Here is a 21,175-nt window from a genome sequence, read left to right on the forward strand (position 1 = left end):
GCCCCTGGTGGCCGCCCCCGCAGCCGACTTCAACAACCCCATCTGTTTCACCGAGACAAGAAACATGCCGCTGATCCGCCTCGACGAACCCACGACAAAACGCATTCCGCCGGACACCTTCTCGCTTTGGGCGCTCGGCTTCCGCCCCTTCTACCTGCTCGCCGCGTTGTTCGCCGCGATCGCGGTGCCCGTGTGGGCGGTGGCCTACTCCGGCGCGCTCGAGCTCCCGATGCCGGGCATCTGGTGGCATGCGCACGAGATGATCTTCGGCTTCGCGGTGGCGGTGATCATCGGCTTCCTGTTCACCGCCGGGCGCAACTGGACCGGGCTCGATACCCCCACGGGCAAGCCGCTGATGGTGCTCGCCGGGGTATGGCTCGCCGGGCGACTGGCGATGGCTTTCGGCAGCGGCGCCTGGGTCGCGGTCGTGGACCTCGCCTTCCTGCCGCTGGCGGCGGGCATGCTGCTCAAGGTACTGATCAAGGCCAGGAGCAAGCGCAACTACTTCGTCGGCGCGCTGCCCGCCCTGCTCGCGCTCGCCAACCTCGTCTTCCATCTCGCCGCGCTCGGCGTGATCGAGGCCGATCCGCTCACCGCGATGCACCTGGCGCTCGGCCTCGTGGTGCTGCTCGAGACCATCGTCGGCGGGCGGGTGATCCCGATGTTCACCTTCAATGCGGTGCGCGGCGTCAAGCAGTGGCGCAACATCAAGCTCGACTGGGCGGCAGCGATCGCCACCGGCATCGCGCTGCTGCTGTGGGCGCTCGGGGCGGGAGCCTGGGCAGGCGTGGTGTCGCTCGCCGCCGCTGCGCTGCAGGCGGTGCGCCTGGGCGGATGGAATCCGTGGGCGACGCGCGGCCAGCCCATCCTGTGGGTGCTGCACCTGTCCTATCTGTGGATCCCGCTCGGTCTCGCGCTGATCGCGCTCACCCAGTTCGGCGTGCTGCCGCGCTCGGCCGGCATTCATGCGCTCGCGATCGGTGCCACCGGTGGCCTCATCATCGGCATGATCACCCGCACCGCGCTCGGCCACACCGGGCGCATGCTGGTGGCCGGCGGCATCGAGACCGCCGTTTACGCGCTGGTGCTGATCGCCGCCCTGGTGCGGGTGGTGACCGTGGCATTGATTCCCGCCGCACAGTTCGGCGGGGTCCACGCCGCCGCCACGCTGTGGTCGCTCGCCTTCGTGCTCTACCTCTGGCGCTACGCGCCTTTCCTGATCCGTGCGCGGGTGGATGGCAAGGAGGGGTGAGGGACGGCCCGGCGCGCGCTCCCGGCCGTCAGGGGCAGGCCCCGGCCTGACTGCCCAGCCGCTGCCTGTCAGGCCGCGAGCAGGCGGGCCAGTACCGAAGGATCGGGCGCGGGCAGGGACTCGAAGCCGGGGCGGGCAAAGAGGTAGCCCTGCTGCAGGGAGATGCCCATGTCGGCAAGGCAGCGGGCCTCCGCGAGGGTTTCCACGCCTTCGGCGATCAGGGTGCAGGGCAGTTCGTTCGCAAGCGCGATCAGATGCCGGACGATGAGCCGCCGTCGAGGATCCTGATCGATGTTGCGCGTCAGGTTCATGTCGAGCTTCAGGGCGTCGGGCTGGAAGTGGGTGAGCAGGTTCAGGCCGGCATAGCCAGCGCCGAAATCGTCAATCGCGGTGGCGAAGCCGATCGCGCGATACTCGTCGACGATCCGGCGCAGGTGGCCGTCGTTGCGCACTTCCTCGACCTCGGTGATCTCGAATTGCAGGCGGTCGAGCGGAAATCCGACCCGGTTCGCAGCCTCGATGGTGGCCCGGATGCAGGCCCGCGGTTCATAGACCGCATTGGGCAGGAAGTTGATGCTGAGCCGCTCGGACATGCCGAGACGATGCGCAAGCTCGATGGCGCGCGTCCGGCAGCGCTGGTCGAACTGGTAGCGGTTGTCGTTCGTCACCTGCGACAGCACGCTTGCCGCGCCTTCGCCCATGACGCCTCGCACGAGCGCCTCCCAGCCCCAGATCGATCCCGAGCGCACGTTGACGATGGGCTGGAAGGCCATGCTGAAGTCGAACGGCAGAGGTTCCAGCGCGCGGCAGCGCGTGCACGCCGGCAACTCGTTGGAGGGCCGGTTGGGGAGGGAAACTTCCTTGTCGGTCATCAGGGCGGCCTTGGGCAGGAGCGTTGTCATCGACGATAGGGTGGTCGTCCGGAGCGCGCAAGGGTCGAATTCACGGGCTGCGCTCGACGGGGCCTGGTCTCCCCTCCCGCACGGGATGCGTGCGCCGGATCAGCCCAGGCTCTTGCGCAGCTTGCCGATGTCCGGGATGTGAATGGTGCGGCCCTCGACCTGGATCAGACCCGAATTGGTCAGCTCGTGCAGGATGCGCGAGAAGTGTTCCTGGGTGAGGTTGAGGCGGGAGGCGATCGTGCCCTTGCTGGTGGGCAAGCGGATCGACACCTGGCCTTCGGCCACGCCTTCGCCGTCGCGCTCCTCCTCGCGCAGCAGGTAGCCGATCACCCGCTCGCGTCCGGAGCGCAGCGAGTAGCTTTCGACGTCTGCCATCAGGTGGTGAAGGCGTTGGGCGAGGCCGGCGATGATCTTGCGGCAGAACAGCGGGTCGCCTGCCATCTCCTCGAAGAACACCTGCTTGCCGATGTGCAGCAGGGTGGCGTCGCTCAGGGCCTGCGCCATCACCACGTAGGGCTTCTCCATGAACATCACGGCCTCGCCGAAGCTCTTGCCCGGGTAGAGGATGTCGACCACCTTCTCGTTGCCGTCGGCCGAGGTGAAGGCGAGCTTGACCTGGCCGCTGAGGATGAGGTGGAAGCCGGTGCAGGGGTCGCCGCGGTGGAAGAGGATGTCGCCCTTGACCACCTTGAGTTCGCGCACGCCGCGCGCAAAGCGCGCGATCTCGGTGCAGGCGAGGCCATTGAACAGCGCCGCCTGGCCGAGGAGCCGGCACAGGCGCTCGAGCTCGGGGGTGGGGGGGTCGGATGGCGCGACGGTCTGAAACGACTCGCGGCACAGCGGAACGCAGTGGTTCATGGCTTCAACGCGTGAGTTGGGCATAGAACATGGGCAGGCGGGCGGGGAGTTCATCGGGCTGGCGGATCACGGCGAACCCGGCGGGGCCGAACAGATGGGGCAGGTAGCTGGCGCCCTCGCGGTCGATCGTGACGCAGAAGGGCACGACGCCGCGGTTGCGCGCCTCGACCACGGCGACCCGGGTGTCCTCGATGCCGTAGCGGCCGTCGTAGAGGTCGAGGTCGTTCGGCTTGCCGTCGGACAGGATGAGCAGGATGCGGCGCGCGGCGGATTCCTTCTCGAGCACCTGGGTGGCGTGGCGGATCGCAGCGCCCAGCCGGGTGTAGTAGCCCGGCTTGATCGCCATGATGCGTCCGCGCGCGCGGTCGTCGAAGCGCTGGTCGAAGTCCTTGAGACGGTGGAAGCGCACGTTGCTGCGCTTGACCGAGGAGAAGCCGCATAGCGCGAAGCGGTCGCCGGTGGCCAGCAGCGCCTCGCCGAACAGCAGCAGCGAGTCGCGGATGACGTCGATGACGCGCGCCTCGGACGAGATCCAGGTGTCGGTGGACAGCGAGAGGTCGGCGAGCGCCAGGCAGGCGAGGTCGCGCTCGCGCTTTTCCAGCGACAGGTAGAGCTGGTCGGAAGGGTGATGGCCGATTGCGCGGTCGGTGGCGGCGCGCACGACTGCATCGACGTCGAGTTCGCTGCCATCGGTCTGTGCCTTGAGCCAGCGCCGCCCCGGGGTCAGCGCGGCGAACTGGCGGTGCAGCTTGCGCGCGGTGCGGCGCAGGTGCTCGGGCAGCGGGCAGGGTGCGGCACGCGGGTCGTGGGCGGCCGGAGTGAGCTCGAGCAGGCGGACGTGATCCTCGCGCAGCAGGCTCTTGCGGTAGTCCCATTCCGGCAGCGGGATGCCCTCGCCGAGGACGACGTCGTCCTCGGCCGCCGAGGGCAGGTCGAGGTCGAAGCGCACCTTGGAGGCGACGCGCTCGCCGTCACGGGTGATGGCGAGCTGCTCCAGATTTGCCGCCGCATCCGCGGCGTTGTCGTCGGGGTCGTCGTCCGTGCTGCGCTTGACCTTGATGAACTCAGCTACCGACAGCAGGCTCTCGGCGCGAAAGGGGATGATCATCCCGTGCTTCTCGGGCGCGTTCTCCTGGCGCTCGACGCGGTGGGCCTGCTGGCTGCTGTCCCGGCCGGGCTTGCTGTTGCCGGCCTCGGCAGCCTCGGCGCCGCTGCCCATGCCGGTGAATCCGCCGTGCCGGGCGCCACGGAAATCGCTCAGCCACAGCAGCACGGGCTGGGTGGGCTTGGCCTTGGGCGGAAGCGGTGGGAGACCGCCGACGCTGCCCGGAGCATGCAAGGCCTGGCGCAACAGCCGTTCGCGTGCAGCCTCCGCAGGCTGAAGCTTGTCGAGCCTCGGCCGCTGGGCAATCACGGCCTCAACCAGGCGGCGGTAGCGCGTCTCGATGCCGGGCCAGCGCTGCAGTGCGCGCAGCGTGGCGCGCTGGTTCTCGCGCAGCTCGCGGGTGGCGGCGGCGTCGAGGGCGTCGATCGGCAGGGGCGCAAGCGCAGCGTTGGTGGCGGCATCGGCGTCCGCATCGCCCGCGGCATGGCCGGCGGCGAGCGCTGCGAGCCAAAGGTAGAGATCGCGGTTGAGGCCGGGCTCGGGCAGGGCGTCGATCTCGGGCGGCAGGCGCAGCGTGGCGACGTCCATGCGACCGCGGGCGATGCGCTCGTCGGCGCCGGCGATACGCTGCAGCAGGCTGCGGCGGGCGCCATGGGCATCGGCGGTCGCCGCAGCCACGCGCAGCCCCGGATCGCCGCCGAGGGCGCGGAAGAAGACGCCGGCGACCTTCTCGACCTCCTTGAGCCGGACCGCCGCCTTCGGGAAATGCCCGCCCGCGGCGCGGGTGATCAGGCGGTGCCAGAGCAGGCCAACGTGTTCTTCCATGGTCAGTGATCCTTGAGCGCGCGGAAGCCGGCTTCGTTCTGACGTGCCGCCTCGTCGGCGACCCAGCTCAGCAGCGGGCCGCCCGGGTTGCCGGACTGGGTCTGTGCGCAGGCGTCGATGCATTGCCGGCACTGGGTGCAGGTGAACATGTGGCGCTTGATGTTGCGCGGTCGAAGGCGCATCGGACACACCGCGTCGCAGGCCGACTGGCGCTCCGGGAGGCAGCTGGCGCAGTCGCTCGCCCGGTCGCGCTTGAAGCCGACGACCATGGCGTTTCTGTTCGCCATCCAGGACAGGCTCTGGAACAGGCCGACCGCGCACACGAAGCGGCAGAACAGGTGGCGCGCGAACAGGAACTCCAGGCTCAGCACCACCGTCGCGGCGGTGATGAAGGTGAACTGGTTGCGGGTGAGCTCGCCGCGGAACAGGTTGCCGTAGACCTCGGCCGGCGGCAGCAGATAGGTGAGCAGCACCACCGCCCACAGGAACGCGAAGGCGACCGCCGCCGGCACGACGACGCCCCACCAGCGCGCATCCACCCGGGCGCGGCTGCCATCGGGTTTCCACGCCGGGAGGCGGTGGTGCTCCCACACCGTCGGCTTGCCCGAGGCACGCGCCATCAGGCGGTTGATGGTCTCCACCACGGAGAAATGCGGGCACAGCCAGCCGCAATACAGCCGCCCCCAGCGCCAGGCCACGCCGAGGACCACGCCAGCGAGCACGAGCAACGGAAGGAACAGGTTGAGGAGGATGCTCCCGGCGGCCTCGAGCGCGCTCGCCTCGCCAGCGAGGAAGGGGTCGAGACCCAGCCGCCACTCCATTCCGAGCAGCCAGGCGTGGTCGGCATCGAGGTCGTAGCGGAACAGATCGAAGACGGGGGCGAGGATGAACAGCACGAAGAAGCCGACCTGCATCGCCGTGCGCAGCCGCTGCGAGCGTTGGGGCCGGGTGGGCGCGACGCCGGCCGCCGCCGGTGCGATCGGGATGATGCGGCGGCGGGCGGGGCTCGAGGACGCTGAAGACATGATCCGGTCGCGACTCAGTCCTGCTCGCGCGGACCGAAGATCGGGAAGCGCCAGCTGCGGCCGTTGATGGCGCGCGACAGGCCCATCACCCCGAGCAGGATCAGGCTCGAATGGACGAAGGTGAAGTACAGGACGCCGATCACCCAGGTCCAGGGATTGTCGAACCCGCCGAGCAGGAAGATGGCAACGCTGATGACGACGAGCAGCAGGCCGCCCCAGATGCAGGTCCAGCCGGTCTGACGCAGGTGGTTGCGCACCAGCGGATCGGGATGGTCGCGGTTCATCGCCCACACGCCCATCAGCACGAGAAAGGCGAGACCCGGCAGCAGCATGAGGTTGATCAGGAACAACGCCTCGGCCACGACGGCGAGGCGCGGCCCGGGCATGACGTGCTTGAGCGGGTCGGGGCGGTTGATGTCCATGAGGAGGGTCCGGTTGCGGCGTCAGCGGCCGAAGGTCGCCGCGACGACCTCCATCAGGCCTTCGGCGACCTCGGGGTCGTCGGTGAGGCTCTCGACCACGCCCACCCGGCAGGCGGCCAGCGGATCCATGCCGTCCTTGATCAGCAGGGCGGCATAGACCAGCAGGCGCGTGCTGGCCGCCTCCTCGAGGTCGCGGTCCTTGAGCGCGCGCAACGCGCCGGCGATCGCGACCAGGCGGCGGGCGAGGTCGGGCGGGCACGCGGTCTCGCCGATCAGCACCGCTTCCTCCTGCTCGGGGCGGGGGAAGTCGAAGCGCACGCTGACGAAGCGCTGGCGGGTGGAGGGCTTCATGCCCTTCAGGAGGTTCTGGTAGCCCGGGTTGTAGGACACCACGAGCATGAAGCTGGGCGGCGCCGCGAGCAGTTCGCCGGTGCGGTCGATCGGCAGGATGCGACGATCGTCGGCGAGCGGGTGCAGCACCACCGTGGTGTCCTTGCGTGCCTCGACCACCTCGTCCAGATAGCAGATGCCGCCTTCGCGCACGGCGCGCGTGAGCGGGCCGTCGCACCACACCGTCTTGCCGTCGCCGATCAGGTGGCGGCCGACGAGGTCGGCTGCGGTGAGGTCGTCGTGGCAGGCCACCGTGTACAGCGGCAGGCCGAGGCGGGCCGCCATGTGGGCGACGAAGCGCGTCTTGCCGCAGCCGGTGGGACCCTTGATGAGCAGGGGCAGGCGGTTCTTCCAGGCGTGCTCGAAGACCGCGACCTCGTCGCCGGCGGGCTGGTAGAACGGGATGTCGAGATTGGGGGTGTCCGGCTTCATTGTGCGAGTCCCTTGATGTATGCGATGGCGATGACTGCCCAGACGACGATCATCCAGCCCATGGTGATGGCGCGCCACAGCAGCGGCGCATGACGCAGCGCCATGAAATCGAGGATGATCACCGCGCCCTTCCAGAAGGAAATGACGGCGAGCGCGGCCACGCCCCAGCGCCCGGTCTCGCCGAGCGCGCCCATGCTCCAGGTGAGCAGGGTGGCGAGGATGAGGGTGGCCCACAGGATCGTGGAGCTTCTGGGCGTGCCGTGCACGTTGGCGCTCATGGCGGGATCCTCAGTGGATGACATAGACCAGCGGGAACAGGATCAGCCACACCAGATCGACCATGTGCCAGTAGGCGGCGCCGGTCTCGAGGCCGTTCATGTCGCCCGGGCGGTAGCGGCCCTGGCGCGCGCCGTTCCACATCGCGACCAGGATCACCAGGCCGAGGATCACGTGCATGAAGTGGAAGAAGGTCAGCGACAGGTAGAACATGTGGAACGGGCTGCTCGACAGGCTGATGTTGTGCTCGAAGGCGGCGGCGTATTCGCCGAGCTTGACCACGATGAAGCCGAAGCCGGTGAGGATGGCGCCGAGCAGCCAGTTGGCGCACTGGCGGGCGGACTCGCGCTCGGCGGCCTGCACGGCGCGCACGACGAAATAGCTGGCGGTGAGCAGCAGCACGGTGTTGAGCGCGCCGGCGTTGCGGTTCAGCGCCGCCTGCTCGGCATTGAACAGCTCGATGTGGTTGGTGCGGGTGAACGCGTAGGCGGCGAAGAACACGCCGAAGGCGAGAAGCTCGGCGAGGATGAAGAACCAGATCGCCAGGTCGCCGGCGAGCCGTGGGCCCTCCAGGGGCGCGGGCGCCGTGCGTGCGGGCAGGGGGGCAGTGCTCGTTTCCATGCGCGGCAGTCTAGGCAAGCGCGCACGGTTTTAACTTGATCGTGGTTAATTGGACCCGGTCGCATCCGACCCGCGGGTGGTGATCCCGAGCCAGTGCCGGGTCACATCGACCATGCGGTTGGCGAAGCCCCATTCGTTGTCGAACCAGACCAGCAGATTGACCATGCGCGGGCCGATGTGCTGGGTCTGGCCCCCATCGACGATCGCCGAGTGCGGATCGTGGTTGAAGTCGATCGAGGCGTGGGCTTCGTCCGAGTAGGCGATCAGGCCGCGGTAACGCTCGTGCGCCGCGTTGCGCAGGAGGCGGTTGAGCGCGCCCGGCTCGATGTCCCGGGAGAGCGTGAGCACCATGTCGATCGCCGAGACGTTGTGGGTCGGCACACGGATCGCCTTCGCCTTGACCCGCCCGGCGAGCGCCGGAAGCAGGCGCTCGACCCCGCGCGCGAGCCCGGTAGACACCGGGATGATCGACTGCATCGCCGAACGCGTGCGGCGCAGGTCGGTGTGGTGATAGCCGTCGATCAGCGGCTGGTCGTTCATCGCCGAGTGCAGCGTGGTGAGCAGGGCCTGCTCGATGCCGATCTCCCGGTGCAGGAGGTCGAGAACCGGCACGACCGCATTGGTGGTGCACGAGGCGTTCGAGACCAGACCCTCGCGGCCGGCGAGCTGCGCGTGGTTGATGCCGAACACGACCGTGGCATCGACATCGTCGGCGCCGTTGCCAGGGTGCGAGAGCAGCAGGCGCGGGCAGCCTGAGCGGATGAAACGTGCGAGTTCGCCCCTGCTGCCGTACTGGCCCGAGCACTCCACCACCAGGTCGATCGCTAGCGCGGCCCAATCCACTTCCTCGGGCGTGTGCGCGTGCGACACCGCGATCGTCTGGTCGTCGATGATGAGGGCGTCCTCGGTGCAGTCCACACTGCCGGGAAAGCGACCGTGGGTGGAGTCGAACCGGGTCAGATAGGCGATGCTGGCGAGGTCGGCGGGCTCGTTGATGGCGACCACGCGGAAGTGCGCGCTCAATCCCGCCTCATGCAGGGCGCGCAGGTAACAGCGGCCGATGCGGCCGTAGCCATTGATCGCGATGCGAAACGCGGGGGGGGCGGGGACAGGCTTGGACGGAGCGTCTAACGAGGGCACGGCGTACTCGGAGCGGGCGAAGGGTGGGGGCGTGGCAGGCCACGGCAGCCGCACATTCTAGCGGCTGCGCGACCGTGCGCCCTTCGTGATGCGGCAAACAAAAAAAAGGGGCGGCCTTCGCCGCCCCAACCCCTTCCCCTGGATCGCCCAGGAGTTGCTACCCAAACACCTGCTGGAATCAGGCCTTGACGCCCTTCGCGCTGCCCTTGATGAAGAAGCTTGCGAGGTAGGTCAGCAGGCCGATGAAGAACACGACGCCCGCCCATTCACGCATCCAGTAGAACAGCGTGAGCTGATCCTGGGTGGCCATGAAGGACATCGGGGTGTCCGAGACGCGCTGCAGCCAGACCTGCAGGATGCCCGCGGCGGTGAGGAACAGCGTGATGAAGACCATCGAGATCGTCATCAGCCAGAACGCCCACATCTCGACGACCTGAGCCTTGGTGTCGTTGGCGGCGCGGCCGCGCAGGATCGGCATGGCGTAGCTGATGATCGTCAGCACCACCATCACGTAGGCGCCGTAGAAGGCCATGTGGCCGTGCGCCGCGGTGATCTGCGAACCGTGGGTGTAGTAGTTCACCGGAGCCAGGGTGTGCAGGAAGCCCCACACGCCAGCGCCCAGGAAGGCCATCACGCCGGTACCCAGCGCCCACAGCACGGCAGCCTTGTTCGGGTGCTCGCGACGGCGGCGGTTCACCATGTTGAAGGCGAACACGGTCATGGCGAAGAACGGGATCGGCTCCAGGGCGGAGAAGATCGAGCCCCACCACTGCCAGTATTCGGGCGTGCCGATCCAGAAGTAGTGGTGGCCGGTGCCGATGATGCCGGTGACCAGAGCCAGGGTGATGATGACGTACAGCCACTTCTCGATCACTTCACGGTCGACGCCGGTGACCTTGATCAGCACGAAGGCGAGCAGCGCGGCCATGATCAGTTCCCACACGCCTTCCACCCAAAGGTGCACCACCCACCACCAGTAGAACTTGTCGCGGACGAGGTTGACCGGGTTGTAGAAGGAGAACAGGAAGAAGATCGCCAGGCCCCACAGACCCATCAGCAGCACGATGCTGATCACGGTCTTGCGACCCTTCAGCACGGTCATCGTGATGTTGAACAGGAAGGCGAGGGCCACGATCACGATGCCGATCTTGGTCAGCAGCGGCTGCTCGAGGAACTCCCGTCCCATGGTGGCGAGGATGTCGTTGCCGGTCATCGACGCCAGCGTGCTGTAGGGCACGAGCAGGTAGCCGAGGATGGTGGCCGCGCCGGCGACGAGGAAGACCCAGAACAGCAGCAGCGCCAGCTTGGGGCTGAACAGCTCGGTCTCGGTCTCCTCGGGCACGAGGTAGTACGCCGCCCCCATGAAGCCGAACAGCAGCCACACGATCAGCAGGTTGGTATGCACCATGCGGGCCACGTTGAAGGGGATCTCCGGGAAGAGGAAATCGCCGACCACGTACTGCAGGCCCATGATCAGACCGAAGATGATTTGCCCCACGAATAGCCCGATCGCCGCGATGAAGTAGGGCATGGCGACCGCTTGTGATTTGTATTGCATGAAAATTCCCCTTGTGGTCTCCAGGTTTCCGGTCAACCTTCGATGTTGGGCGGCCAGTTGGCGGTGTTGATGCCGGCCGTGTACTTGAAGAAGGCCACGAGGTGGTCGAGCTCTTCATCGGTCAGGTCGAACTGGGGCATCTGACGACGACCCGGGGCACCGGTGGGTTGCGCCTGCATCCAGGCCTTGATGAACTCAGGGCCGCGACGGGTGTAGACGTTGCCGAGTTCCGGCGCGAAGTAGGCGCCCTCGCCCAGCAGGGTGTGGCAGCCCAGACAGTTGCGTGTTTCCCAGATGTGCTTGCCGGCCGCGACTTCGGGGGTGAGGTTTTGCCGGTTGTCGCGATTCGGGAGTTCGCGTTCGGTGTCGAAGGTGAGCGCCAGGAACAGGAGGAAGAAGAACACCGTTCCCCCGTAGAAGATGTTCCGTGCCATTGATTTTGTGAAGATACCGCTCATGGAGTACTCCTCATCGCTTGTCTCGTTTTGTTGAAAAGGTGCCAGGTTGCCCGGGTGGTTCAGGGGGTGCAGCTATCCACGGTTGTGCCGATGGTGGCTGGATTCTCCCGGTCGCCCGGAGGTGTCACCATGATTTGAATCAAGACGAAAGAGTCGGGCCGTGCGCGGTCGGATGCGCCCGTGGGCCCTGGCGGGGGCCTGGAGGATCCGCCTTGGGTTAGCATCCCGCCATGTCTGCATTTCCCTCAGTCCGGCCCCCGTTCGCCACGGCCGTTCTCGCCGGGCTCGCCCTCGGCCTGGTTGCCGGCTTCGACAGCGGGCTCGCGGGCGCGGCGACGGCGCCGTCGATTGCCGTGGACGTGGGGCACACGCTCGAGGCGCCGGGCGCGATCAGTGCGCGTGGGCGCAGCGAGTTCGAGTTCAACCGCGAGCTGGCGGTCCGTGTCGTCGAGGGCTTGCGCAGCCGGGGGTTCGAGGTCGGGCTCATCAACGCCGACGGCCGCATCGAAAGCCTGAGGGCGCGACCGCAGGCTGCGGCCGGGGCGGGCTTTCTGCTCTCCATTCATCACGATTCGGTCAATGCCCACGAGCTTCGCCCGTGGACCTGGGCGGGGAGGCTTCGCGACTACAACGACGATTTCGCGGGGCATTCGCTCTTCGTGTCGCGCGACAATCCCGACACCGCGCGCAGCATCCTGTGCGCGCGCGCGATCGGCGCCCGGCTGCAACGCATGGGCTTCGAGCCGACGCACAAAAACGGACGTCGGCGCGCCTACGCCGATCCTGTCCACGCGGTGCATTACTACGACGGTCTCGCGGTGCTGCGCCACGCACGCATGCCGGCGGTGCTGTTCGAGGCGGGCGTGATCAAGAACCGCGACGAGGAACTGCTGCTGCGCGATCCGGCACGCCAGGCACGCATGGCCGATGGCATCGCCACCGCCCTTGCCGCCTGCCTGCGCAACGGAAAGCCGGCGGACGACGAGGACACGGCCGATCGGTCGACGCCCTGATCGCCGGGGCGTGCGGCGGATGAATCGCGCGTGCGGGGCGGGCTGAAGTTTTCCAGCCGGGTGCCGTTACAAGGACGCGTGGGGGCAGGGGCGCCCCCGTCAGGGGGCGATGCCGCCAGCAGCGAGGACCACAGGAAGTGAAACCAAGGATCACACCGACGAACCGCGAGATCCGGCTCGCCGACGATGACATGATCGTCAGCAAGACCGACGCCACCGGCCGGCTCACCTACGTGAACCGGACCTTCATGCGCATTTCGAACTACCCCGAGCACGCCTTGCTCGGCCAGCAGCACAACATCGTGCGTCACCCGGACACGCCGCGCGGTGTGTTCCGGCTGATGTGGGAGACGCTCAAGGCCGAGCGCGAATTCTTTGGCGTGATCAAGAACATGAGCTCCGACGGCGACTTCTACTGGGTATTCGCCAACGTGACGCCGGACCACGACGCCCGGGGCGAGCTCAGCGGCTACTTCTCGGTGCGGCGCGCCGTGTCGGCGGCCGCGGTGAGCGCCGCGAACGAGCTGTACGCGCAGATGACGCGGGTCGAGCAGAAGGCGGGGCCGGCGAGCGCGCCCGAGGCTTCGCTCGCGTGGCTGCGGCAGACCCTGGCCGAGCGCCAGACCTCCTACGAACGCTTCGTGCTCGGTCTGTATGCGGGCTGACAAGGAGACTGCACGATGAATCAGCCTGCAAACCGGCCCGTGAGCAGCGGCACGCCCTTCCTCGACAAGCAGTTCCGCATCTTCTGCCTGGTCTTCGTGGCTCTGGTGGTGGGGCTCGCGGGCTGGCAGTTCGCTCAGTTCGGCTTCTCTGCGCCGGGTGCGGTGATCCCGCTGCTGGCGGTCGCGTTCAGCGCCTACGCGTGGCGCTGCTTCGACCGTCCGCTGCGAACGCTTGCCCAGATGGAGAAGGTGATCCTCTCCTGCCGGCGTGGCGACCTTCACCAGCGCATCACCAATACCCGCGGCCTGGGCGAGGTCGGCAAGGTGGCGTGGGAGCTCAACGAACTGCTCGATACGGTCGAGACCTATTTCAAGGAGATCAACACCTGCTTCGCCGCCGTCGCCCGTGGCGAGTTTCATCGCCATGCCCTCGACAAGGGGCTTCCCGGCGAGTTCGCTTCGTCCCTGGGCGCGGTCAACCAGGCGATCCTGAACATGGAGGAGAACGCACGTTACGTGGTGCGCAACCGCCTCGGTTCGCAGCTGCACGCGCTCAACACCGCCAACCTGCTCGGCAACCTCAAGGGCAACCAGGACGATCTGCTCGCCGTCTCGCGCGAGATGGATGCGGTGCTCGCCATCGCCGAACACAACCGCGACGGCGCCGGGCGCAGCCGGGAGGAGGTGTTGCGGATCGGCGAGGCGCTCGAGGGCATCAATGCCGACATGCAGAGCATGGCGGGCGCGGCAGGGGCGCTCGGCGAGGCGAGCACGTCGATCGACCGCGCGGTGCTGATCATCTCCGACATCACCGACCAGACCAACCTGCTCGCGCTCAACGCGGCGATCGAGGCCGCACGCGCCGGTGAGGTTGGACGGGGTTTCGCGGTGGTGGCCGACGAGGTGCGCAAGCTCGCGGAGCGCACGAAGGCGGCCACGCTCGAGATCGGCCAGCTCGTCAGCGGCTTCCGCACCCGTGTCGAGGCCATGGTGGCGCAGACCGCGCGCGTCGGGGAGCGCAGTGCCCACGTCAGCGGCGAGGTCGGAGCCTTTCGCGAGCAGTTCGCCGCGGTCGCGCAGTCCGCCGCGGCCACCATCGAGCAACTGTCGCGCGCGCAGGACCTGTCGCAGGCGTCGCGGGCGAAGATGGATCACATCATCTACATGCAGAACGCCTATGTCGCGCTCGAGCAGCGCGGCGAAGGCGGCGAGGCGCAGGAGGTCGGCGCAGACACCGCCAGTTGCCGCTTCGGGCAGTGGCGCCATGGCGGCGAGGGCGAGCGCTATTTCGGCAGGACCCAGGCCTTCACGCTCACCGATCGACCGCACGCCACCGTGCACGGCGCGGTGCACGAGGCGCTGGCGGCCATTCGCGGCAGCAGCGGAAACGAGGAGGCGGTGCGCGAGACGGTGGTCGCCGCGCTCGAGCGCGCCGAGCAGGCGAGCGCCGAGCTCATGCAGTTGCTGGACCGCATGGTGCGGGAGAAGCACGCACGCTGACGCCGGCTGCAGGCGCCCGGGCGACGCGCGCGGACGCGCTTGCGCTCAGATGAGGACGACGGCCCCTGCGTGCAGGGGCCGTCGGCATTGGCGGGCGCGCGAGGGCGCTTACTTGGTGTTGGGCAGGCGGGACGACACGCCCTGCACGAAGTAGTCCATCTTGCCGAGCGTGGCGTCGTCCATGACGGCCCCGGCGGCAAGGCGTTCGGTGCCGGCCTGATCGATCACCGGGCCGGTGAAGGGGTGGAAGCTGCCTGCCGTGATCCTGGCCTCGAAGTCGCGCGCCAGGGCCTGCACGTCTGCCGGAATCACCGGGTTGAATGGTGCCAGCTTGATCATGCCGTCCTTCATGCCACCCCAGACGCTTTCGGGCTTCCAGCTGCCGTCGAGCACGGCATTGATCGTGCGGGTGTAGAACTCGCCCCAGTGGTGGGTGGTGGCGGTGAGCTGGGCCTTGGGGCCGTACTTCGACATGTCGGAGTGGTAGGCGAAGGCATGCACGCCCTTTTCCTCTGCAGCCTGCACGGTCGCGGTCGAGTCGGTGTGGTGGGTCAGCATGTCGGCGCCTTGCGAGATCAGCGTCATCGCGGCCTCGCGCTCCTTGCCCGGGTCGTACCAGCTGTTGGCCCAGATCACGCGGACCTCGACGTTCGGGTTCACGCTGCGCGCACCCATCGTGAACGCGTTGATGCCCTGCAGCACCTCGGGAATCGGGAAGGCGCCGACGTAGCCGAGCACGTTCGACTTGGTCATCTTGCCGGCGATGACGCCGTTGATGTAGCGGCCCTCGTAGAAGCGCGCGTTGTAGGGCGCGAAGTTCTTCGCCGACTTGTAGCCGGTGGCGTGCAGGAAGGTGACCTTGGGGAACTGGCGGGCGACGCGCTCGACGTAGTTCATGTAGCCGAAGCTGGTGGCGAACACGATCTTGCTGCCGCTGGCGGCGAACTCGCGGATCACGCGTTCGGCGTCCGCGCCTTCCGCAACGCTCTCCACGTAGCGCGTCTCGACCTTGTCGCCGAGCGCCTTCTCCATTTCGCGTCGACCTTGGTCGTGCTGGAAGGTCCAGCCGGCGTCGCCGATCGGGCTGACGTAGACGAAACCGACCTTGGCAGGCGACTCGGCGGCGGCAGCCAGAGGCAGGGAGGCCGCCACGGCAAGCGCGGCGGCGGAGAGCACGAACTGTCGGCGTTGAATCATCGGATGGTCTCCTGGGGCGGTCGGGAAGGTCGTTGGGCTGGGATTGTAGCGACGCGCCGGCCGGGGCGGTACGGCGGCGGCCGGTGCGCGCGGGACGGGTTCAGGCGGTGGCGCGCACGCATTCGCGGACGAGCTTCGGCCCGCGGTAGATGAGCCCGCTGTAGAGCTGCACGAGCGCCGCGCCCGCGTCGAGCTTGGCGCGTGCCTGTGCGCCCTCGAGCACGCCGCCCGCGGCAATGATCGGCAACTCGCCCGCGAGTGCGTCGGCGAGGCGGCGGACCACGGCGGTCGAGGCCTCGAACACCGGGGCGCCCGAGAGCCCGCCCTGCTCGTTGCCGTGGCGGATTCCCTGCACCTTGTCGCGCGCGATCGTGGTGTTGGTGGCGATCACGCCGTCGATGCGATGGCGCCGTAGCGCATCGGCGATATTGGTGACCTGAGCGTCGTCGAGGTCGGGGGCGATCTTGAGCGTGAGCGGCACGTAGCGACCATGGGTGTCGGCGAGCCGGGTCTGCGCGAGCTTGAGCCGGCCGAGCAGCTCGTCGAGCTCGGATTCGCCCTGGAGCTGGCGCAGGTTCTTGGTGTTCGGAGAAGAAATATTCACCGTCACGTAGCTCGCCAGCGCATAGACCTTGTCGAGGCAGGCGAGGTAGTCGTCGGCGGCACGTTCGATCGGCGTGTCGAAGTTCTTGCCGATGTTGATGCCGAGGATGCCGCGATATCTTGCGGCGCGCACATGGGCGAGCAGCGCATCCACGCCGTGGTTGTTGAAGCCCATGCGATTGATGATGCCGCGCACCTCGGGCAGGCGGAACATGCGCGGACGCGGGTTGCCCGGCTGCGCGCGCGGGGTGATGGTGCCGATCTCGATGAAGCCGAAGCCGAGGCGGGCGAGTCCGTCGATGGCCTCGCCGTTCTTGTCCAGCCCGGCGGCGAGGCCGATGCGGTTGGGGAAGCGCAGGCCCATGACCTCGACCGGCGTCGCAGGCTCGGGCTCGCCGGCGGGCAGGAGCTTGCCGGCATAGTGCAGGCCCTGGAGGGTGAGGTCGTGGGCGTTCTCGGGGTCGAGCGAAAACAGCAGGGGGCGGATGAGTTCGTAGAGCATCGGCGGATTGTAGCGATTCACCGTTCGCTGCGGGAGGGCGCAGATCAGCGGCGAGCGCTCACTCCGCCATCGGGCGCCAGTCCCCATCGACGAGGGCCTCGAGCGGGCGGAAGCGGGCCTTGTAGGACATCTTCGGACTTTCGGCGATCCAGTAGCCGAGATAGACATGGGCGAGGTCGAGCCGTCGGCAAGCCTCGATCTGCCACAGGATGCCGTAGGTGCCGAACGCAGCCCGCGGCTGGTCGGGGTCGTAGAAGGTATACACGCTGGAGAGCCCGTCGGAGAGGCGGTCGATCACGCTCACCATGCGCAGCTGGGCGCCTTCGCGGAACTCCACCAGCCGGGTGTCGACATGGCTCTGCAGCAGGAAGTGGCTGTACTGCTCGCGGTTGTCGAGGTCCATGCCGCCCCCCGAGTGGCGCGCGGCCTGGTAGCGCTGATAAAGCTGATAGTGCTCTTCGAAGAAATCGAGCGGACGCTCCACTGCGACCAGCTCACGGTGACGCGTCCATGCGCGGCGCTGGCTGCGATCGGGCACGAAGCGCTCCACCGGGATGCGAACCGGCACGCAGGCGCGGCAGTGATCGCAATACGGGCGGTAGGTGAATACGCCGCTGCGGCGAAAACCCCGCCGCACCAGCTCGCTGTAAACCTGCGGGTCGATCAGGTGGCCGGGAGTGGCGACCTGCGATCGCGCGTTGCGCGCGGGCAGGTAGGAGCACGCGTAGGGCGCGGTCGCGTAGAACTGGATCAGGGCGTAGGGGTAATCCTTTTGCATTGCGTCGCATCGCCGCCAGGGGTTGAACTCAAGGCCAGGTGAAGTCCCGTGTGGCCTGTGCGGGCCAGCGCTGTGGGTCGGGGCCCTCGACCGTCGCCCGCGCAAGGGCGTCGACGAACTGCACCCGCGGCATCTCGCGCCCTCCCATCGATTGCAGGTGGGCGGTGGTCATCTGGCAGTCGATCATGACATAGCCTCGCGCCGACAGCAGTCGTGACAGATGGGCTAGCGCCACCTTGGACGCGTCCGTCTCGCGCGAGAACATCGACTCGCCAAAGAACACGCGACCCAGCGCCATGCCGTACAGGCCGCCCACCAGCCGCCCCTCACGCCAGCATTCGACACTGTGGGCGTAACCCAGTTCGTGCATGCGCAGATAGGCCGCCTGCATCGCGGGCGTGATCCAGGTCCCGAGCCCGGGGGCACGCGGTGCGGCGCAGGCCCGCATCACTGCGGCGAAGGCGGTGTCGATGCGCACCTCGAAGCGTTGCCTGCGCAGCACCTTGCGCAGCGAGTGGCTGACGCGAAGCTGATCGGGGAGCAGAACCAGCCGCGGGTCGGGTGTCCACCACAGAATCGGTTCGCCCTCGCTGAACCACGGGAAGATGCCGCGGCGGTAGGCGGCGAGCAGCCAGTCGGGCGTCAGCGCACCGCCGGCGGCAAGCAGTCCGTTGGGCTCGGCCAGCGCGCGGGCGTCTGGCGGAAACACCGGCTCCTTGCCCAGCCAGGGGATCATGCCGCGGTGGTCAGGCCGTGGTGCGAAGCGGTGGGCAGCGCGTCGTCGTCCGAAAACGTGACGACGTGATCGACGTCGAGGCGGATACCAATCTGCTCGCCGATGGCGTGGTTGTGGTGGCTCGGGACCAGCGACAGCACCTTCGCGCCACCGGCGAGGCGCAGGGTGTACAGGATGTCCGCACCGCGAAAGGCCTTGTGCACGACCTCGGCACGCAGCGGGCTGGCGTCGTCGTGCACGATGTCGTCCGGACGCAGCAGCACATCGAGCGGGCTGCCCTGCACGCAGCCGGCGCAATCCGCGCAGCACACCAGCGGCACGTTGCTGTCGAGTACGCCGAGTTCGATCTGCACCTGGTGGTCGTTGAGGACCTTTCCGCGCAGGAACACGCCCTGGCCGATGAAGTCGGCGACGAAGCGGTTGGCCGGACGGTGGTAGAGGTTGTAGGGCGTGTCCCACTGCTGGATGCGGCCCTCGTTCATGATGCCGATCTCGTCGGCCACCGCGAACGCCTCGTGCTGGTCGTGGGTGACGAGGATCGCGGTCGTGTTGGTGGCCTTGATGATGTCGCGCACCTCGTAGGACAGGCGCTCGCGCAGTTCGACGTCGAGGTTCGAGAAGGGCTCGTCGAGCAGCAGCAGGCTCGGGCGCGGCGCGAGCGCGCGCGCCAGTGCCACGCGCTGCTGCTGCCCGCCCGACATCTCGTGGGGAAACTTGCTGCCCTGGTCGGCAAGGCCCACCAGATGGAGGAGCTCCTGCACGCGCGCGCGCCGCGCCGCCGCATCCTCGCCGCGCAGCCCGAAGGCGATGTTGTCCGCGACCGACAGATGGGGAAACAGGGCGTAGTCCTGGAATACCATTCCGATCCGGCGGCGCTCGGGGGGGACGGTGCTGCCCGGGGTGCTCACCAGCACGCCGTCGAGGTGGATCTCGCCGGCGGCCAGGCGCTCGAAGCCGGCAATGCAGCGCAGCACGGTGGTCTTGCCGCAGCCCGAGGGGCCGAGCAGGCAGCCGATGCGGCCCTTTTCCAGGCTGAGCGAGAGCTGGCGCACCACGACGTGGTCGCCGAAAGCGAGGTCGATCCGGTTGAGGTTCAGGTGGGACATCTTGAGCGCCGGTGCAGAATCGTGTCGTCGCCGATTATTGCATCGCGGTGTTCCAAATGCGATCAATTATAATTTGACGCTTCAGGCGGGCGACCGAGCTCCGGTTCGCCCCGGCATTGCGGAAACCGAATGAATTCTCTGGCAGCACAGGGCGCCGCGCGCCTGCAGTGGTCGACCCTGACGGTGGCGGCAGTGGTGGTGGCGGTGCTGATCGCCGCGCCGGTACTGTCCGTCTTCTCCAATGTCTTCGTCAGCGATACCGGCGACACCTGGGGCCACCTCGCCGACACCGTGCTGGGCGAGTTCATGTTCAACACCGTGGTGCTCTGCATCGGGGTGGGGCTGGGGGTGTCGTCGATCGGCGTGACCTCGGCATGGCTCACGACCATGCTCGACTTCCCCGGCCGGCGTTTCTTCGAATGGGCGCTGGTGCTGCCGCTGGCGATGCCGGCCTACGTCATGGCCTACGTGTACACCGACTTCCTGCAGTTCGTTGGCCCGCTGCAGACCTGGTTGCGCGAGACCTTCGAGTGGCGGCGCGGCGACTACTGGTTTCCGGACGTGCGCACGGTGGGCGGGGCGGTGGCCATGTTCATGTTCGTGCTCTACCCGTACGTCTACATGATCGCGCGTACCGCCTTCCTCGAGCGCGCCGGCGGCATGCTGGAAGCGGGCCGTTCGCTCGGCCTGGGTCCCTGGGGCTCCTTCTTCCGGGTGTCGCTTCCGCTCGCCCGGCCGGCGGTCGTGGCCGGGACCGCGCTTGCGCTCATGGAGACGCTGGCCGATTTCGGCACGGTGTCGTATTTCGGGGTGCAGACCTTCACCACGGGGATCTACCGCGCATGGTTCTCGCTCGGTGACCGTATCGCGGCGGCGCAGCTGTCGGCGGCCTTGCTCGCCTTCGTCATCCTGGTGCTGACGCTCGAGCGCCTGTCGCGCGGGCGGGCGCGCTTCAACAACACCTCGCGGCAGGCGAGCATGCCGGTGCGCCTGCGCCTGCCGCTGCCGCTCGGGCTGCTCGCGGCGTTCGCCTGCTTCATGCCGCTGCTGCTCGGCTTCCTGTTGCCGGCGGGGCTGCTGCTGCAGATGGCCTTTGCCGAGGGGGATGCGCAGTTCGGTCCGCGCTTCGTGCATCTCGCGCGCAACAGCTTCGTACTCGCCGCCGTGACCGCCGTGATCGGCGTGGTGCTCGCGGTCCTGCTCGGCTACGCCGCCCGCCTGGCACGCAGCCGGGTCCCGCATGCGCTCAATCGCGTGGTCGGTCTGGGCTACGCGGTGCCGGGGTCTGTGATCGCGGTCGGGGTGCTGATTCCGCTCACGCGGCTCGACAACTGGCTGGCGCAGTCGTGGGAGGCGCTGTTCGGCGTCAATCCGGGGCTGCTGCTCACCGGGGGGATCGCGGCGCTGGTGTATGCCTATCTGGCGCGTTTCCTGGCCGTAGCCCTGCAGACGGTGGAATCCAGCCTGGGCAAGATCACGCCGAGCATGGACGACGCTTCGCGCAGCCTGGGCTTCGGCAAGTGGGCGACGCTTCGGCGCGTCCACGTTCCCATGCTGAGGGGCAGTCTGCTGACCGCCGGGCTGCTGGTGTTCGTCGATGTGATGAAGGAGCTGCCGGCGACGCTGGTGATTCGGCCCTTCAACTTCGACACGCTCGCTACCCAGGCGCACACGCTCGCCGCCGACGAGCGCCTCGCCGAAGCTTCGACTGCCGCGCTGATCATCGTGGCGGTCGGCTTGCTGCCGATGTTCGTGATCTCGCGGCAGATTCTCAAGGTGCGGCGAAGGGCCGGCTGAGCGCGCCGCTGTGG

The 21,175-nt window shown here is 68.0% G+C and carries 21 protein-coding genes; 5 read left to right on the forward strand and 16 right to left on the reverse strand.

Translation table 11 applies throughout. The features are described from left to right. Positions 1 to 64: 64 nt before the first annotated feature. Entirely contained in the window at positions 65 to 1,252 is a 1,188-nt protein-coding gene (locus AAG895_RS08535; RefSeq protein WP_345795069.1) for an NnrS family protein, read from the forward strand. 68 nt (positions 1,253 to 1,320) lie between these two features. On the opposite strand, the gene AAG895_RS08540 is transcribed toward AAG895_RS08535, so the two are convergent. From AAG895_RS08540 to AAG895_RS08590, 11 genes are all read right to left on the reverse strand, one after another. After that, on the reverse strand, positions 1,321 to 2,154 hold the full coding sequence (locus tag AAG895_RS08540; RefSeq protein ID WP_345795070.1) for an EAL domain-containing protein: 834 nt from the start codon (positions 2,152 to 2,154) through the stop codon (positions 1,321 to 1,323). A gap of 99 nt (positions 2,155 to 2,253) precedes the next feature. Further along, positions 2,254 to 3,012: a Crp/Fnr family transcriptional regulator gene (locus AAG895_RS08545; RefSeq protein ID WP_345795071.1), complete on the reverse strand. Its 759-nt coding sequence runs from the start codon at positions 3,010 to 3,012 to the stop codon at positions 2,254 to 2,256. Positions 3,013 to 3,016: 4 nt separating this feature from the next. Beyond that, a complete protein-coding gene (locus AAG895_RS08550) occupies positions 3,017 to 4,942 on the reverse strand; it encodes a VWA domain-containing protein (protein ID WP_345795072.1) in 1,926 nt (641 codons plus the stop codon). 2 nt (positions 4,943 to 4,944) lie between these two features. Continuing rightward, positions 4,945 to 5,967, reverse strand: a complete 1,023-nt coding sequence (locus tag AAG895_RS08555; RefSeq protein WP_345795073.1) for a 4Fe-4S binding protein — start codon at positions 5,965 to 5,967, stop codon at positions 4,945 to 4,947. A 14-nt stretch (positions 5,968 to 5,981) separates the two neighbouring features. Next, a complete protein-coding gene (locus AAG895_RS08560; RefSeq protein WP_345795074.1) occupies positions 5,982 to 6,389 on the reverse strand; it encodes a hypothetical protein in 408 nt (135 codons plus the stop codon). A 21-nt stretch (positions 6,390 to 6,410) separates the two neighbouring features. After that, complete coding sequence (locus tag AAG895_RS08565; RefSeq protein WP_345795075.1) at positions 6,411 to 7,211, reverse strand: CbbQ/NirQ/NorQ/GpvN family protein; 801 nt, start codon at positions 7,209 to 7,211, stop codon at positions 6,411 to 6,413. Beyond that, the gene (locus AAG895_RS08570) at positions 7,208 to 7,489 is read right to left on the reverse strand and encodes a cytochrome C oxidase subunit IV family protein (protein WP_345795076.1); all 282 of its coding nucleotides are present in this window, start codon (positions 7,487 to 7,489) and stop codon (positions 7,208 to 7,210) included. The genes AAG895_RS08565 and AAG895_RS08570 overlap by 4 nt, the downstream gene beginning before the upstream one ends. A 10-nt stretch (positions 7,490 to 7,499) precedes the next feature. Beyond that, entirely contained in the window at positions 7,500 to 8,108 is a 609-nt protein-coding gene (locus AAG895_RS08575) for a cytochrome c oxidase subunit 3 family protein (RefSeq protein ID WP_345795077.1), read from the reverse strand. 45 nt (positions 8,109 to 8,153) lie between these two features. Then, positions 8,154 to 9,248: a glyceraldehyde 3-phosphate dehydrogenase NAD-binding domain-containing protein gene (locus AAG895_RS08580; protein ID WP_345795078.1), complete on the reverse strand. Its 1,095-nt coding sequence runs from the start codon at positions 9,246 to 9,248 to the stop codon at positions 8,154 to 8,156. Between the two features lie 178 nt (positions 9,249 to 9,426). Next, positions 9,427 to 10,806 (reverse strand): cbb3-type cytochrome c oxidase subunit I, encoded by a 1,380-nt coding sequence (locus AAG895_RS08585; RefSeq protein WP_345795079.1) that lies wholly within the window; start codon positions 10,804 to 10,806, stop codon positions 9,427 to 9,429. Positions 10,807 to 10,838: 32 nt separating this feature from the next. Then, the gene (locus AAG895_RS08590) at positions 10,839 to 11,264 is read right to left on the reverse strand and encodes a cytochrome c (RefSeq protein WP_345795080.1); all 426 of its coding nucleotides are present in this window, start codon (positions 11,262 to 11,264) and stop codon (positions 10,839 to 10,841) included. 230 nt (positions 11,265 to 11,494) lie between these two features. Here AAG895_RS08590 and AAG895_RS08595 point away from each other — a divergent pair, with 230 nt between their 5' ends. The 3 genes from AAG895_RS08595 (at position 11,495) to AAG895_RS08605 (ending at position 14,442) form a co-directional block, all read left to right on the forward strand. After that, positions 11,495 to 12,277 (forward strand): N-acetylmuramoyl-L-alanine amidase, encoded by a 783-nt coding sequence (locus AAG895_RS08595; RefSeq protein ID WP_345795081.1) that lies wholly within the window; start codon positions 11,495 to 11,497, stop codon positions 12,275 to 12,277. 137 nt (positions 12,278 to 12,414) lie between these two features. After that, positions 12,415 to 12,942 (forward strand): PAS domain-containing protein, encoded by a 528-nt coding sequence (locus AAG895_RS08600; protein WP_345795082.1) that lies wholly within the window; start codon positions 12,415 to 12,417, stop codon positions 12,940 to 12,942. 15 nt (positions 12,943 to 12,957) lie between these two features. Next, the gene (locus AAG895_RS08605) at positions 12,958 to 14,442 is read left to right on the forward strand and encodes a methyl-accepting chemotaxis protein (RefSeq protein WP_345795083.1); all 1,485 of its coding nucleotides are present in this window, start codon (positions 12,958 to 12,960) and stop codon (positions 14,440 to 14,442) included. Between the two features lie 108 nt (positions 14,443 to 14,550). Here AAG895_RS08605 and AAG895_RS08610 read toward each other — a convergent pair whose 3' ends face one another. The 5 genes from AAG895_RS08610 to AAG895_RS08630 form a co-directional block, all read right to left on the reverse strand. Further along, positions 14,551 to 15,639 carry a BMP family ABC transporter substrate-binding protein gene (locus AAG895_RS08610; protein ID WP_345795084.1) on the reverse strand — a complete coding sequence of 363 codons (1,089 nt, stop codon included), beginning with the start codon at positions 15,637 to 15,639 and terminating at the stop codon, positions 14,551 to 14,553. Positions 15,640 to 15,739: 100 nt separating this feature from the next. Continuing rightward, the gene (locus AAG895_RS08615; RefSeq protein ID WP_345795262.1) at positions 15,740 to 16,744 is read right to left on the reverse strand and encodes a quinone-dependent dihydroorotate dehydrogenase; all 1,005 of its coding nucleotides are present in this window, start codon (positions 16,742 to 16,744) and stop codon (positions 15,740 to 15,742) included. A gap of 58 nt (positions 16,745 to 16,802) precedes the next feature. After that, entirely contained in the window at positions 16,803 to 17,522 is a 720-nt protein-coding gene (locus AAG895_RS08620) for an arginyltransferase (RefSeq protein ID WP_345795085.1), read from the reverse strand. A gap of 28 nt (positions 17,523 to 17,550) precedes the next feature. After that, positions 17,551 to 18,258: a leucyl/phenylalanyl-tRNA--protein transferase gene (gene aat / locus AAG895_RS08625; protein ID WP_345795086.1), complete on the reverse strand. Its 708-nt coding sequence runs from the start codon at positions 18,256 to 18,258 to the stop codon at positions 17,551 to 17,553. Continuing rightward, complete coding sequence (locus tag AAG895_RS08630) at positions 18,255 to 19,364, reverse strand: ABC transporter ATP-binding protein (RefSeq protein ID WP_345795087.1); 1,110 nt, start codon at positions 19,362 to 19,364, stop codon at positions 18,255 to 18,257. Before AAG895_RS08630 ends, aat begins: the two co-directional genes overlap by 4 nt. 129 nt (positions 19,365 to 19,493) lie before the next feature. Between AAG895_RS08630 and AAG895_RS08635 the strand changes: the two genes are divergently transcribed. After that, entirely contained in the window at positions 19,494 to 21,161 is a 1,668-nt protein-coding gene (locus AAG895_RS08635; RefSeq protein WP_345795088.1) for an iron ABC transporter permease, read from the forward strand. The last annotated feature ends 14 nt before the right edge of the window (positions 21,162 to 21,175 follow it).

Source organism: Thauera sp. JM12B12, from assembly GCF_039614725.1.
Taxonomy (GTDB): domain Bacteria; phylum Pseudomonadota; class Gammaproteobacteria; order Burkholderiales; family Rhodocyclaceae; genus Thauera.

Coding starts and splice junctions, on each gene's coding strand:
- AAG895_RS08590 (WP_345795080.1), bottom strand. CDS start 11,264: ATGAGCGGTATCTTCACAAAATCAATGGCACGGAACATCTTCTACGGG.
- AAG895_RS08595 (WP_345795081.1), top strand. CDS start 11,495: ATGTCTGCATTTCCCTCAGTCCGGCCCCCGTTCGCCACGGCCGTTCTC.
- AAG895_RS08570 (WP_345795076.1), bottom strand. CDS start 7,489: ATGAGCGCCAACGTGCACGGCACGCCCAGAAGCTCCACGATCCTGTGG.
- AAG895_RS08615 (WP_345795262.1), bottom strand. CDS start 16,744: ATGCTCTACGAACTCATCCGCCCCCTGCTGTTTTCGCTCGACCCCGAG.
- AAG895_RS08585 (WP_345795079.1), bottom strand. CDS start 10,806: ATGCAATACAAATCACAAGCGGTCGCCATGCCCTACTTCATCGCGGCG.
- AAG895_RS08550 (WP_345795072.1), bottom strand. CDS start 4,942: ATGGAAGAACACGTTGGCCTGCTCTGGCACCGCCTGATCACCCGCGCC.
- AAG895_RS08555 (WP_345795073.1), bottom strand. CDS start 5,967: ATGTCTTCAGCGTCCTCGAGCCCCGCCCGCCGCCGCATCATCCCGATC.
- AAG895_RS08560 (WP_345795074.1), bottom strand. CDS start 6,389: ATGGACATCAACCGCCCCGACCCGCTCAAGCACGTCATGCCCGGGCCG.
- AAG895_RS08605 (WP_345795083.1), top strand. CDS start 12,958: ATGAATCAGCCTGCAAACCGGCCCGTGAGCAGCGGCACGCCCTTCCTC.
- AAG895_RS08610 (WP_345795084.1), bottom strand. CDS start 15,639: ATGATTCAACGCCGACAGTTCGTGCTCTCCGCCGCCGCGCTTGCCGTG.
- AAG895_RS08545 (WP_345795071.1), bottom strand. CDS start 3,012: ATGAACCACTGCGTTCCGCTGTGCCGCGAGTCGTTTCAGACCGTCGCG.
- AAG895_RS08540 (WP_345795070.1), bottom strand. CDS start 2,154: ATGACAACGCTCCTGCCCAAGGCCGCCCTGATGACCGACAAGGAAGTT.
- AAG895_RS08635 (WP_345795088.1), top strand. CDS start 19,494: ATGAATTCTCTGGCAGCACAGGGCGCCGCGCGCCTGCAGTGGTCGACC.
- AAG895_RS08535 (WP_345795069.1), top strand. CDS start 65: ATGCCGCTGATCCGCCTCGACGAACCCACGACAAAACGCATTCCGCCG.
- AAG895_RS08620 (WP_345795085.1), bottom strand. CDS start 17,522: ATGCAAAAGGATTACCCCTACGCCCTGATCCAGTTCTACGCGACCGCG.
- aat (WP_345795086.1), bottom strand. CDS start 18,258: ATGATCCCCTGGCTGGGCAAGGAGCCGGTGTTTCCGCCAGACGCCCGC.
- AAG895_RS08565 (WP_345795075.1), bottom strand. CDS start 7,211: ATGAAGCCGGACACCCCCAATCTCGACATCCCGTTCTACCAGCCCGCC.
- AAG895_RS08630 (WP_345795087.1), bottom strand. CDS start 19,364: ATGTCCCACCTGAACCTCAACCGGATCGACCTCGCTTTCGGCGACCAC.
- AAG895_RS08575 (WP_345795077.1), bottom strand. CDS start 8,108: ATGGAAACGAGCACTGCCCCCCTGCCCGCACGCACGGCGCCCGCGCCC.